This is a genomic window from Ruminococcus sp. RTP21204st1_B2_RTP21204_210225, from assembly GCF_040914135.1.
In the GTDB taxonomy this organism is placed as follows: domain Bacteria; phylum Bacillota; class Clostridia; order Oscillospirales; family Ruminococcaceae; genus Hominimerdicola; species Hominimerdicola aceti.
Genome location: NZ_JBCPGA010000003.1, coordinates 57,846 through 70,821 on the forward strand (window position 1 = coordinate 57,846; position 12,976 = coordinate 70,821).

Genomic DNA, 12,976 nt, shown 5'->3' on the forward strand with positions numbered 1-12,976 from the left:
TTGGTACTCCTTATTATATTATATAAATCATAGCTTATGACATATACTGTCTTGAATACAGCCGTTCGTGCTGCATTGCACGCAGGTCAAAGCCTGCGCCGCTTATGCCGATATCGTTTATATCAGTGAAAAGGGCTTTTTCTGAAGCGGAGGATATAAGCTCAAAGCTCTCTCCGAGAATTTTCTGCCCCGCAAGCTGACTTAGAGGTACAAGCTTCACGCAGTTTGTGACTATTGCGGAGCATATGGAATAGCCGTATACCGCAAGCCCCTCTGAAAGCTCGATACCATTGTCACGCATATAAAGCCCATAGGCGATGCACTGATGACCCTTGCATATGCCCTGCTCCGTCAGGCTTTTATAAAGCCCTGTGAAGCTTTCCCGACCATTGTTGCATATTTTGAAAAAACGCCTTGTGACCTTTTCTGAGCCGCTTCGTATCTCAAATGGTGTTTTCACCGCAGAGTATATCTCATCAAGACGGCAAAGCTCCTTTTCGTCAGCATTGTATGCCGCTGCCGCCGCACCAAGCTCATTGTAGGGCAGCACTGAGATGTAAGAATGGAGATATTCTTCAAGCCCTTTTGGCGAAGTGATGATATCATGCTGAACGTAGGTTTCAAGCCCGTTTGAAAGCGTGAACGCACCCACTGGGAAAAGGCTGTCGCATATTTGCAGAATGTGCATAAGTCCTGCGGTATCGGTCATTTTTTATCAGCTCCGTTTAGTGTGAATGTTCGTGGTGATGATGTTCCCCATGCTCGTGGGAGTGGCTGTGTGAGTGTCCGTGAGCTTTGCAGACGATAAAATCGTCAAATCTGCCTATGATGTTCTCGCACTCAAAGCCGAGGTTTTTCAGGTGCTTTTCTGTAGGCTCGTCATGTGGGATAAGCACGTTGTCTTCAGATATTTTAAGTGACAAATGCCTGTTGCCTATCTCAAAGCAAAGCCTGCCCATTTCCTGCATAGTGTGAACGTTTATCTTGATAAGAGGACATCTTGTGAGCTTCACTGCTACGCAAAGCTTATCGTCAAGATAGATGATATCCCCGTCCTTTAGGTTTTCGTCAATGGCAATGCCTATGTCACGTCCTCCTGCGGTGGTTTTTCTTATGCGCTTTTTCTCGGCTTCAAACCAATCAAGCTCAACTGTGTCTACTTCTACAGAGGGGGTGCTTTCAGAAAGATTGCCTAATATTTTTTCTGCTATCATTTTTGTTTCCTCGCTTTAGAACATAAAGTAACGCTGTGCCAATGCAAGCTCGTCAAAAGGCTCGCAGGTAATAACTTCGCCGTCAACTGTGACAGTGTAGGTCTCAGGGTCTACTCTTATATCACCGCAGACGTTGTTGTATACCATATCAGCCTTTGAGATGTTTCGGCAGTTTTTCACAGGAAGCACCTGCCTTTTAAGACAAAGCTTCTCTTTTATGCCGTCCTCGTAGGCGTATTTTGATACGAACGTGATACAGGTGCTTGAAAGGGCAAGCCCGTGACCACCGAACATTTCTGTGTAACACACAGGCTGAGGGGTAGGGATAGAAGCGTTTGCGTCGCCCATTTTTGATGCGAAAATAAATCCGCCCTTTATTATCATGTCAGGCTTTGCACCGAAAAATGCAGGATTCCAAAGAACAAGGTCTGCCACCTTGCCAACTTCCACTGAGCCTACATATTCTGATACGCCGTGGGTTATAGCAGGGTTGATAGTGTATTTTGAAATGTAGCGTTTTATTCTGAAATTGTCGTTTCGCTGGCTGTCCTCTGGGAGTGCGCCACGCTGTTTCTTCATTTTGTCAGCGGTCTGCCATGTTCGTGTGATAACTTCGCCTACACGTCCCATTGCCTGAGAGTCGGAACTCATCATTGAGAATATTCCCATATCGTGCAAAACGTCCTCTGCGGCGATAGTTTCAGGACGTATCCTTGAATCCGCAAAAGCAATGTCCTCCGGTACGTTCTTGTCAAGGTGATGACACACCATGAGCATATCCAGATGTTCGTCAAGAGTGTTTGCGGTGTAAGGCATTGTAGGGTTCGTTGAGGAAGGGAGAACATTCGGGAACGCTGCTGCTCTGATAATGTCAGGAGCGTGTCCGCCGCCTGCACCCTCTGTGTGATAAGTGTGGATAGTCCTGCCCTTGAAAGCATTGACGGTATCTTCAACAAATCCGCCCTCGTTAAGAGTGTCGGTGTGGATAGCCGCCTGAACGTCATACATATCCGCAACAGTAAGTGCGTGGTCGATAACGTCAGGGGTAGAGCCCCAGTCCTCGTGTATCTTCAAGCCTATACAGCCTGCCTTTATCTGCTCCTCAAGAGTTGTGATGTCGCTTGAATTTCCCTTGCAGAGATAGCCGAAATTCATTGGCAGGTCTTCGGATGCTTCCAACATTCTGTGGATATTGAACTCGCCAGGTGTACAGGTGGTGGCATTGGTGCCGTCAGCAGGACCTGTACCACCGCCTATCATGGTGGTGATTCCGCTGTAAAGGGCTGTTCTCACCTGAGTTGGAGAGATAAAATGAATGTGCGTGTCAAGTCCGCCAGCGGTGAGGATAAGTCCCTCGCCTGCGATAGCTTCCGTGGAAGCGCCTATTATCATGTTTTTGTCAACGCCATTCATGATGTCAGGGTTGCCTGCTTTGCCTATTCCTGCTATCCTGCCGTCCTTTATGCCAACGTCAGCCTTTATGATGCCTGTGCTGTCGATGATAAGAGCGTTTGTGATAACAGTGTCAAGGCACTCCTTGTCAGTGGCTTTGCAGGATTGCCCCATGCCGTCACGGAGAGATTTTCCTCCACCGAACTTTGCTTCATCGCCATGAACTGTCAAATCTTTTTCCACTTCTGCAATAAGAGAAGTGTCGCCCAAGCGCACCCTGTCGCCAACTGTCGGACCATACATATCGCAGTAAGCTTTTCTCGATATCTCGATCATTTCCTACACCCCCTTGAAGCCAAGCTTTTTAGCCTTTTCAAAGGCTGCCTGCTTGATGTTTTCATCGTCCATTTTTCCGTTTACAAGACCATTCAGACCATAGCCTATGCGGTCGCCGCCGATAGGTATAAGACGGACGGTCTTTTTCTCTCCCGGCTCAAATCTTACCGCTGTGCCTGCGGGGATATCAAGCCGCATACCATAAGCCGCCTTGCGGTCAAACTCCAAAGCCTTGTTTACCTCAAAAAAGTGGAAGTGGGAGCCTGTCTGGATAGGTCTGTCCCCTGTGTTTGAAACTGTAAGCTCAATGCTTTCTGTTCCCTCGTTGAGCTTGACAGTGCCTTCCTCAACGATAAATTCCCCTGGGTGAAGCTTGCTTGCACCCTTTATAGGGTTGTGTACTGTCACAAGCTTTGTGCCGTCGGGCATTGTGGATTCTATTTGTATTTCGTGTATCATTTCAGGAACGCCGTCCATGACGTCATCAGCGGTAAGAAGCTTTGTGCCGTATTGCATAAGCTCAGCGGCTGACGCTCCTGCTCTTGCTTTTTCCATTACTTCCATGCTTATGTATGCCACAGCTTCAGGGTAGTTGAGCTTTAATCCCTGTGCCTTTCGGTCACGGGCAAGCATACCCGCATAATGGAGCATAAGCTTATCCTGCTCTCTTGGAACAAGTCGCATTATTATTCCTCCTATTTATATAGTATAGTGTATCTACTGCTTTTTCTCTGTAAGGGCTTTTCTTACTACTCCCTCAGGGTCGCTTATGAGCATAGTGCCGAGCCATACGACGGTGCCGAGTGCAACAACGCAGATTCCTAAAAAGCTGTCGTTTATCATGTCTGCGGTGGCAGGGGTGAAATATCCTGCGCCCTGCTCTTTGTATTCAAAAAGTGCGTCCACGAGCCACATTATAGATGCGCCCCAGTACATATAGCACATCAGCCCCACTTTAAGCTTTCTGGCTTTTGGTGATGTGTACCATACTATGGTAACGATAACGGCAGCTATGAGTGTGATAAGAAGTGTCATACGGCGTCACCGCCCAGCTTTGCAGTCTCTTTTGACTTACGTTTCAGTATCTTGTCAGATACCACAGTCAGCACAGCCCATACCGCTGTCACAAGAACAGCCATTGATGTTCCGACAGTCGCCATTTCGTGGAATGCTACTGCCATTTCCGAAGGGTCGTTAGCCGCTGTCAGGAATGGGAAGAACGGAGATATCTCGCCATGCCACAGATGTTCAAATGTCAAAAGTCCTGAGCCGCCCCACAGAAAGCCTGAGAGCCTTGTTATCTTTTTAGAAAGAGGAAGCTTGTCCTCTGAAAGAGTTTTGACCTTTGTCTGCTCCTCTGCCTTTGCCTCGTGAGACTTTACTGCCTTTGCCACAATAGTTGTAACGATCGCTTCTGTTGCTGGTACTAAAAAACAAGCCATAATAAAACTTCCTTTCAAAATTGTTTTCTGAGTTTAACATAGTGATAATAAAAAAACAACGCCCTTATAAACCGACAGGCATTGCCGTATCGGTTATAAGAGCGTCATTGCTTTGATTATCAGTATAGCACAGAGCTTTTTATTTGGCAATAGTGTTAATGAAAAATTCTTATTTTATTCAGCTTTGAATAAAAAATAGATGTGAACAAAATGAAAGTCTGACACCTGAATGTTGCATTATTGTCATTTGTAGATTTGCACAAAGAAACTATTCAAAAATGAATAGTTGCGACTTCAATATAGGCTAAATGACGTAAATACGCTATATAAGTGATAACAAAGCTTATTCCAAAGTGAATAATTTTCAGAAAAATTGAAAAATAGCTCTTGACAACTTGCAGGAATGGTGATATAATTCTGCACATAGAGCAATTCAGAAATGACTTGAACGGTCATGCGGATATGTTTCTCAGTGATTTTGAAAGGAAAGTGACCTCAAATGATCAACAACAATTGTCAGCCACCGAGCGCCTCAGGCTCTCCTCGTTTTTGTAATATGGGTAATTTCATGAGGCTTCCTCACGCGACCTCAGCAGAGGGATTGGATTTCGCTATCGTTGGTATCCCGTTTGATACCGCCGCTTCTTTCAGAGCAGGCGCAAGATTTGGTCCTAACGGTGTAAGAAACATCTCGGCAATGATAAAGCCTAACAATGTTGCAATGGGCGTAAACATTATGGATTCACTCAAGGGTGCAGACCTTGGCGACGTTCCTGTGATCCCTGATTATATCCACGAAACATATGCAGCTATCGAGCAGACCTTGGACGGTGTTCTTGAATGCGGTGCAGTTCCGATAAGCATTGGCGGCGACCACGCTATCACCCTTGGCGAACTTAGAGCTATCGCAAAGAAGCATGGAAAGGTAAGCCTTGTGCATTTCGATTCACATCTTGACCTGTGCGATACAGTTTTCGGTCAGAAATACAATCACGGCACACCATTCAGAAGAGCAATGGAGGAGGGTCTTATTGATCCTGAGAAGTCGGTTCAGATAGGCATGAGAGGTTCTCTTTACGATCCTGACGATTTCAAGATCGCCGCAGACCTTGGCTTCACGGTTATCCCAGGGGACAAGCTCCACACATATTCTCCTGAAGATCTTCTCAAGGTCATAAAGGAAAAGGTGGGCGACAACAAGGTGTTCCTTACATTCGATATCGACTTTGTTGACCCGGCTTATGCACCAGGTACAGGTACTCCTGAGGTGGGCGGATTTACTTCCTTTGAAACACTTCAATATATAAGAGCGCTGAAAGATCTGAACTTCACAGGCTTTGATGTAGTAGAAGTTGCTCCTCCATATGACCACTCAGAGATAACAGCTTATATGGGCGCAAATATCATTTTTGAGTTCATGTCTATCCTTGCTTATCAGAAGAAGATCGGCAAGAGAAAATAAAGATAGAAAAATAATTCACTCTCCAATAAATATAATATCAAACGCAACGGAGCGTTGACGGCGGCACTAGGGTGTCTGGCTTGTCAGCGCTCCGAATTATTTAGAAAAGTAAGTGAAAGGTTGGAATCAGTTATGAAAAGCGGAAGAAGATTTGGAATGTTAAGAAAAGTTTGTGCAGTGGCAGTGGCTTCGGTACTTGCGGCAGGATGTCTTACAGCCTGCGGAAGCAGCAAGAACGCAGGTCCGCTCACACTGGATCAGATCAAGAAAAACGGTAAGCTCACAGTTGCGACGGAAGCCGCTTATGAGCCTTTTGAATACATGGACGGCGATAAGATCATAGGCTACAACGCAGATCTGTTCGCTAAGATTTGCGACGATCTGGGGGTAGAGCTTGATTATATCGACCTGCCGTTCCAAGGAATACTTGCAGGACTTGAAGCAAAGAAATATGACGTTGTTGGGGCAACACTCGGCGTAACTGCTGAACGTGCAGGCAAGTATACGATGACTTATCCTATCCAGAACGGAACTACAGTTTTCGTAAAGAGAAAGGGCGATGACAGCATCAAGTCTATCGAAGATATGTCAGGCAAAAAGGTCGGCACACAGACTTCTTGCTACAATGAGGACGATACAAAGAAATTCAACGAGAAGCTAAAGTCAGAGGGCAAGGACGGCTATGCTGAACTGCTCAAATACGACTCATTCCCTGAGGCTTTTGCAGAGCTTAAGAACGGCAAGATAGACCTTGTTGCTCAGAACTATGCAAGCTGCGCTGCAGTTGTAATGAAGAATCCTGACGATTATGAGATAGTGGCTGACGATTCAGGCAAGGCTGAAATGGTCGGCACAGACACTTGGGTATCATGGGCTGTTCGTAAGGAAGACACAGAGCTTTCTGACTATATCAACTCTGAGATACACAAGTTCAAAGAGGACGGAACTCTTGCAGAGCTCCAGAAGAAATGGTTTGGTGAAGCCGTTGACCTGCCTGAGAGCGATTATATCCCTGCCGAGTAAAAAGCACCTTTGAAAGGAGGAAATGCTCCGTCGCAAACGGCGGAGCATTATATATCAATGGAGAATTTCAACATAGTATGGCATTATAAAGACCTGCTGCTGAAAGGTCTTGGCTATACAGTATTCGTATCCGTTGCAGCGATACTTATAGCGCTTTGCGTTGGTATGCTGCTTTCGGTGATGAGAATGGGCGGCGACTCGCTTCCTTCAAGGATACTGAAAAAGATAGTCGCAGTTTATATAAGCTTTGTCCGTGGCACGCCTGTGCTGGTGCAGATATACATTATATATCAGGCGCTTGCAGTAATGGGTCTGAACCTTTCAAACCTGGCGTCAGGCATAATCGCTCTGAGCCTTAACAGCGGCGGATTTATTGCAGAAATAATCCGTGGCGGGCTTACGGCTGTGCCAAAGGGTCAGACGGAGGCGGCCAGAGCCTTGGGCATGAGCGAGCCAAAGATACTAATGAGGATAGTTTTCCCACAGGTATTCAAGGTAGCTTTGCCGCAGCTGACAAGCGAGTTCATAAACGTTATAAAGGTGTCGCCGATGCTTTCTGTGTTGGCGATCGTAGAGCTTACAAGAACGGCTCAGCGTCTTGTAACGCAGACATACATAAACCTGCCTTTCTATATTGCTATCGCAGTTATGTATTTTGTTATCTGCGCAGGACTTGAAGAACTTGTAAAGCTTCAGAAGAAAAGACTTGAAAGAAGATAAGGAGGCGCAGATATATGGACGAATTTATGCACGTTGCGGAAATAGCGCTTCCGCTGCTTTTGCAGGGTCTTGGAACAACGGCGGCAATATCGGTGCTGTCTATCCTTATTGCAATGGTGTTAGGCTCGGCGGTAGGCTATATGTGCCTTTCAAAAAATAAGGCTGTTGAGCTTATCGCAAGGGCGTTTATAAAGATATTCAGATGCACCCCTTTTATGGTGCAGGTATATCTTGCATATTACGGACTCCCTGCTCTTGGTCTGAATGTTTCAGCGTTCTCAACAGGCGTTATAATTCTTGGAATGTACACAGCGGCTTATACCGCAGTTATCCTTGAAAGCGGCGTCAGCGCTATCCCAAAGGGACAGTTTGAAGCTTCATATGCAATGGGAATGTCAAGATTTAAAACAATGGTGAGAATAATTTTTCCGCAGACTTTGAAAATAATCGTTCCGTCACTGACAGGACAGTTTGTTCAGACTGTTAAGGACTCATCTATCCTTTCTATCATCACAGTTGCAGAAATGACAATGATGACAAAGGAAGCTATCGGTATAACTTTCAGCCCTCTGATAGTTTATATCTGTGCAGGCGTTCTTTACTGGGCGCTGAACCTTGTTATCGAGTTCGCATCAAGATGTATAGAAAAGCACAACAACCGTGTTGCTATCTGACGAAAAAGGAGTGTAAAATACAATGGCTGAAAGCAGAAAGCCTGTTATATCGGTTCACGATCTGGCAAAGAATTACGGGGAGCTTAAGGTCCTCAGAAAAATAGATATGGATATTTACAAGGGCGAGGTGGTAAGCGTTATCGGCCCCAGCGGCTCCGGCAAAAGCACTTTTCTCAGATGCCTGAACTATCTCGAGGAGCTGACATCAGGCGAGATAGATATAGGCGGAGTTTCCCTAAAGGGCATCGACGAGGACAAGCACAACAAAAAGCTCAACGAAAAGGCTGCAAAGGTCATAAGAAAGAACGTTGGAATGGTGTTCCAGCAGTTCAACCTTTGGCCGCACAAAACAGTGCTTGAAAACGTTATGGAGTGTCCTGTTCAGGTTAAAAAGGCTAACAAGGAAGAAACAAAGAAGAAAGCCATGGAGCTTCTTGCGAGAGTTGGAATGGACGGCAAGGCAGACGCTTATCCTACTCAGCTTTCAGGCGGTCAGCAGCAGCGTGTGGCTATTGCGAGGACTCTTGCAATGGAGCCTGAGGTCATACTCTTTGACGAGCCGACTTCCGCCCTTGACCCTGAGTTCGTTGGCGAGGTTCTGAACGTTATGAAAGACCTGGCTAAGGCAGGAATGACAATGATAGTTGTCACACACGAAATGGGCTTTGCGGCAGAGGTGGCAAACAGAGTCTGCTTTATGGACGGCGGCTATGTTATCGAGGACGGCACCCCTGAGGAAGTGTTCAAGCACCCTAAGAGCGACCGTGCAAAGCAGTTTTTCTCAAAGATACTTAATGTGTAAACTATAAAGCCGCAGAAAGGAGTGCAGACAAATGGATTATGAGCAGCTAGGGCACATTCTCGAAAGTATCCACCCAGGAGTGACTATTGCCGACAGCAGCGGAGTGTTCAGATTTGTTTCAAACTCCTATCTCAGCGGCAGAAGCGTAAAAGGCTCTGACATAATAGGTAAATTCGCAGGCTCAGAGGAAATGATGAAGATGTTTTCCCCTTGCGTGACGCAAATGGTTTTTGAAAGCCACAAGCGTGTCACAACGGTGCAAAAAGGCGTTGACAATGACGAAACTTTCGTCACGGGAATACCGGTATTCAAGGACGGAGAGCTTGAGATGATAATAAGCTATTCCTCTTGGGAGATAACAGGCTTTGACGACCTGAGGGAGCGTTACAATGTTTTGCAGTATCAGAACAAAAAGCTTCTTGATGAAATAGAGCTTATGACAGGACGTGACGGTGGACAGCGTTATATCGCCCAAAGCAGCCGTTCAAGAGACGCAAGGCGGCTTGCAGGAGTTTTCTGTGACGCAGGCTGTCCGTGTTACATCTATGGTCCCACAGGAAGCGGCAAAAGCTATCTTGCTTCCACTATATACGGCAAAAAAGGAACGCTTTACACCTATGACTGCGCACCTGTCGGGGAAGAAGTCATAGAAAAGGAGCTTCTTGGAGAGGGGTCGATGATATCGCCGCTTTCGGGCATTTACGCTGTGATAATAAAGCATATAGACAGGCTGTCGCCTAGGCTTCAAAGGGCAGTCCTTGAAAAATGCGCAAAAGCAGGCATTGTGCCTGTGGGGCTTTCTGAACATTCGGTGGAGGAGCTTAAAGGTGCTGACAAGCTGTCGGAGGAGTTTATAAGCGAGTTCGAGCCTTATCAGGTGCAGATGTATTCTCTTGGCGAGCGTGCGGAGGATCTTAAAAGCTTTATCGACTATTATCTCGGCTCGGCAAACAAGAAATACTCACGGAGCGTTGAGTTCACCCCTCGTGCCATGGGCTGTTTGTTGGGATATGATTGGAAAGAAAATATCGACGAGGTGCATAGGACTATCGAGCGTATCGTTCTTACTACCGAGAAGAAAAAGGTGGACGTTTTCGACTTGCCTGACAGGATAACAGGCGGTTCGTCTGAGGTATTTGCACAGAATGCCTCCCTAAAGGATATGCTTGAATTTTACGAAAGCGGACTTGTGATGAGAGCCTATGAAAAATACAGAACATCTGTGGCTGTGGCACAGAAGCTTGGCATAAGTCAGGCGACGGCGGTGCGGAAGATACACAAATATGCAGGCAGGGACGTTGAATGAATGAGCGTTTTGATGTTATCGTTACGATACTTGAACTTATCGGCACTGCAGCGTTTGCGGCAAGCGGTGCGCTGACAGCGATAAAAAGGCGTTTTGACCTTTTCGGCGTTATAATAATAGGAGTGACAACGGCTGTGGGCGGTGGGATAATGCGTGATATCGTCATCGGAAGTCATCCTGTGGCGGCGTTTCGTGACCCCCTCGCAATGAGTGCGGCGGCTTTGATATCGGTGCTTGTGTTTGCTGCCTTGGCTGTAAAAGGCGACCTGGGGGGCAAGGCGTTGAAGCTTTATGATACTGCAATGCTCATGCTCGATACTATAGGGCTTGGCATTTTCACTGTTACAGGTATAACAGCGGCAATGAGGAGCGGCGTGTCAGACAACACTTTTTTGCTTGTGTTTTCAGGAGTTATAACAGGCGTTGGGGGCGGAGTTCTCAGGGATATTTTCGTGAACAAGAAACCTGAGATATTTGTGGGCAACATTTATGCCTGTGCTTCTGCCACAGGTGCAGTGGCTTTTCTGCTTTGCTATGGCATGATGTCGTTCATGCTTGCCTGCATGGTGAGCCTTGCGGTGACGTTTTCTCTAAGGCTCATGTCGGTGAAATTCGGTTGGAATTTGCCGAAGATCCAGATAAAAGCCAGACAGGAGCGGAGGATAGCCGCCACGAAAGAAAATCTCATAAATAAAAAAGGAGCATAGACTATGAAAAAGTTTATTATTACCATAAGCCGTGAGTTCGGCTGCAACGCAAGAGAGGTCGCAAGAAAGGCGGCGGCTGAGCTTGGCGTGGAGTTTTATGACAAGGACCTTGTAGATATGGCGGCAGAGCGTGCAGGCATAAGCCGTGACTCGTTTCTTGATAGTGAGGAAATGCTTGACAAGAACGCTGACCGCCTGCTGAAGTCATTTGGCTACGGCTCATCAACTCAGTTTTATTCCGACAAGGCTGTAAAAGCACAGGTGGATATCATCAGAGATCTTGCAAACAAGCGTGTATCCGCCATATTCTTCGGCAGATGTGCAGACTATGTTCTCAGAGAATATCCGAACCACATGAACGTTTTTCTCTATGCGCCTTTGGAAGCAAGGATAAAGCATATGTGTGAGACTTATGACCTTTCATGGCCGGAGGCTGACAAGCTCATAAAACGTGTTGACCGCCAGCGCCACAACTATTATAAATACGTCACAGGCAAAAATCGTGGTGACCGTGACAACAAACATCTTATGATCGACGTAAGCGAATACGGCACTGATCTCACTGCCGAGATGATATGCTTCGCTGCAAGAAAGATGTTTGAGGACTAAGCTTTCTACTGATTACCAAATCTTCATTTGTGGGGTGCTTCTGCTTTGGAGCGCCCCTCTTTTCTTATATTTGTGAATATGAACAAAATGCAGGATATAAAGTTTCTTTATTCATACAACATTTTCTGTAAGTTTAAAAGACAGCTTGCGTTAATAAAAAGTTTATATATAAAATATAAAATGACTGATTTTCAGTATTGCAGTTGTAGTTGCTGCAGGATATATCATAGGTATATCGAAAGAAAAGTTTCGTGGAGTAAATTATTTTCAAAAAGTAAAATGAAAGTCAAACAAGAAAATCCTGCAAAGCGCAGCTGTAAATATAGGAGGAATGTAAAGTGAAAAGGTTCAGATTTATAATCAAACGGCTGCTTTCAATGATAGTCATAATGTTTTTGGTATCCTTTCTGGTGTTCGTTGTTCTGAGAATGTCAGACGCAGACCCTCTCACAGTAATGATAGGGAACAATCAATCCACTCCTGAACTCAGGCAGGCTCTTACAGAAAAATATCACCTTGACGACCCTGTGCATATACAGTATCTCAGGTGGATAAAGGGAGTTCTTTCAGGCGACTTCGGCACAGACTATGTTGACGGTCAGGACGTAAAAGGTCTTATAATGTCAAGGCTTCCAATAACATTCGGACTTGTGATAATGAGTTCCGTCATAGGCTCAGTGATAGCTGTTATAATGGGAGTTGCAGCGGCGCTGAGAAAAGGCAGACCCTCAGACGCAGCAATTTCGGGACTTATGCTTGTGCTTTCAGGTGCGCCGTCATTTTTGGTAAGCATACTGATACTTATTTTCATGACAAAGTACGTTCCTGGATATTCGTTTATCGGAACATATACAAATTTCGGAGAGTTCTTACAGCGTATAATGATACCGAGCCTGATAATGGCACTGACGTTCGTTGCGATGCTTGGACGTATCACACGAAGCAACATGATAAATCAGCTTCAATCTCCTTATATCGCAACGGCGGCTGCAAAGGGATTAAAGCAAAGCAACATAACCTACAAGCACGCTTTTCACAACGCCGTTATTCCTGTTATAACAGTTGCAGGATATATGATAGCAGGCTCTATAGGCTCGACAGTAATAGTTGAGCAGGTCTTTTCTCTTCCTGGTATAGGTGGCCTGCTCATATCGGCGATAGAGGAAAACAATTTTCCAATAGTTCAGATACTTGTGCTTTTCATGCTTGGAGCTTATCTTGTAATGAGTTTTGTTATCGACATACTTTATACCGTTCTTGATCCGAGAGTTGATCTTAAATAAGGTGGG

15 protein-coding genes are annotated in these 12,976 nt (G+C 45.7%); 9 read left to right on the top strand and 6 right to left on the bottom strand.

The window, feature by feature from the left end; translation table 11 throughout:
* Window positions 1-34 precede the first annotated feature (34 nt).
* The 6 genes from AB5123_RS01895 to AB5123_RS01920 are packed head-to-tail and all read right to left on the bottom strand — an operon-like array spanning window position 35 to window position 4,384.
* Entirely contained in the window at window positions 35-709 is a 675-nt protein-coding gene (locus AB5123_RS01895) for an urease accessory protein UreF (protein ID WP_117858858.1), read from the bottom strand.
* Window positions 710-725: 16 nt separating this feature from the next.
* Window positions 726-1,214: an urease accessory protein UreE gene (locus AB5123_RS01900; RefSeq protein WP_051706758.1), complete on the bottom strand. Its 489-nt coding sequence runs from the start codon at window positions 1,212-1,214 to the stop codon at window positions 726-728.
* Window positions 1,215-1,229: 15 nt separating this feature from the next.
* Window positions 1,230-2,942 carry an urease subunit alpha gene (gene ureC, locus AB5123_RS01905; RefSeq protein WP_278340099.1) on the bottom strand — a complete coding sequence of 571 codons (1,713 nt, stop codon included), beginning with the start codon at window positions 2,940-2,942 and terminating at the stop codon, window positions 1,230-1,232.
* 3 nt (window positions 2,943-2,945) lie between these two features.
* Window positions 2,946-3,626 carry an urease subunit gamma gene (gene ureA, locus AB5123_RS01910; protein ID WP_002851772.1) on the bottom strand — a complete coding sequence of 227 codons (681 nt, stop codon included), beginning with the start codon at window positions 3,624-3,626 and terminating at the stop codon, window positions 2,946-2,948.
* A gap of 33 nt (window positions 3,627-3,659) precedes the next feature.
* Window positions 3,660-3,977 (bottom strand): hypothetical protein, encoded by a 318-nt coding sequence (locus tag AB5123_RS01915; RefSeq protein WP_117957507.1) that lies wholly within the window; start codon window positions 3,975-3,977, stop codon window positions 3,660-3,662.
* Window positions 3,974-4,384: a hypothetical protein gene (locus AB5123_RS01920; RefSeq protein ID WP_302413918.1), complete on the bottom strand. Its 411-nt coding sequence runs from the start codon at window positions 4,382-4,384 to the stop codon at window positions 3,974-3,976. Before AB5123_RS01920 ends, AB5123_RS01915 begins: the two co-directional genes overlap by 4 nt.
* Before the next feature lie 499 nt (window positions 4,385-4,883).
* Here AB5123_RS01920 and speB point away from each other — a divergent pair, with 499 nt between their 5' ends.
* From speB to AB5123_RS01965, 9 genes are all read left to right on the top strand, one after another.
* Entirely contained in the window at window positions 4,884-5,846 is a 963-nt protein-coding gene (gene speB / locus AB5123_RS01925; RefSeq protein ID WP_022286952.1) for an agmatinase, read from the top strand.
* A gap of 156 nt (window positions 5,847-6,002) precedes the next feature.
* On the top strand, window positions 6,003-6,869 hold the full coding sequence (locus AB5123_RS01930; protein ID WP_278340101.1) for a transporter substrate-binding domain-containing protein: 867 nt from the start codon (window positions 6,003-6,005) through the stop codon (window positions 6,867-6,869).
* Window positions 6,870-6,926: 57 nt separating this feature from the next.
* Window positions 6,927-7,589 (top strand): amino acid ABC transporter permease, encoded by a 663-nt coding sequence (locus AB5123_RS01935; protein ID WP_022286950.1) that lies wholly within the window; start codon window positions 6,927-6,929, stop codon window positions 7,587-7,589.
* A 14-nt stretch (window positions 7,590-7,603) separates the two neighbouring features.
* The gene (locus AB5123_RS01940) at window positions 7,604-8,263 is read left to right on the top strand and encodes an amino acid ABC transporter permease (RefSeq protein ID WP_117858878.1); all 660 of its coding nucleotides are present in this window, start codon (window positions 7,604-7,606) and stop codon (window positions 8,261-8,263) included.
* Between the two features lie 22 nt (window positions 8,264-8,285).
* Window positions 8,286-9,065 (top strand): amino acid ABC transporter ATP-binding protein, encoded by a 780-nt coding sequence (locus AB5123_RS01945; protein WP_046441104.1) that lies wholly within the window; start codon window positions 8,286-8,288, stop codon window positions 9,063-9,065.
* A 31-nt stretch (window positions 9,066-9,096) separates the two neighbouring features.
* On the top strand, window positions 9,097-10,371 hold the full coding sequence (locus tag AB5123_RS01950; RefSeq protein ID WP_038672602.1) for a sigma 54-interacting transcriptional regulator: 1,275 nt from the start codon (window positions 9,097-9,099) through the stop codon (window positions 10,369-10,371).
* On the top strand, window positions 10,368-11,078 hold the full coding sequence (locus tag AB5123_RS01955; protein ID WP_117891335.1) for a trimeric intracellular cation channel family protein: 711 nt from the start codon (window positions 10,368-10,370) through the stop codon (window positions 11,076-11,078). The genes AB5123_RS01950 and AB5123_RS01955 overlap by 4 nt, the downstream gene beginning before the upstream one ends.
* A 3-nt stretch (window positions 11,079-11,081) precedes the next feature.
* Complete coding sequence (locus AB5123_RS01960; RefSeq protein ID WP_046441110.1) at window positions 11,082-11,687, top strand: AAA family ATPase; 606 nt, start codon at window positions 11,082-11,084, stop codon at window positions 11,685-11,687.
* A 338-nt stretch (window positions 11,688-12,025) separates the two neighbouring features.
* Complete coding sequence (locus AB5123_RS01965) at window positions 12,026-12,970, top strand: ABC transporter permease (RefSeq protein WP_117891337.1); 945 nt, start codon at window positions 12,026-12,028, stop codon at window positions 12,968-12,970.
* Window positions 12,971-12,976 lie beyond the last annotated feature (6 nt).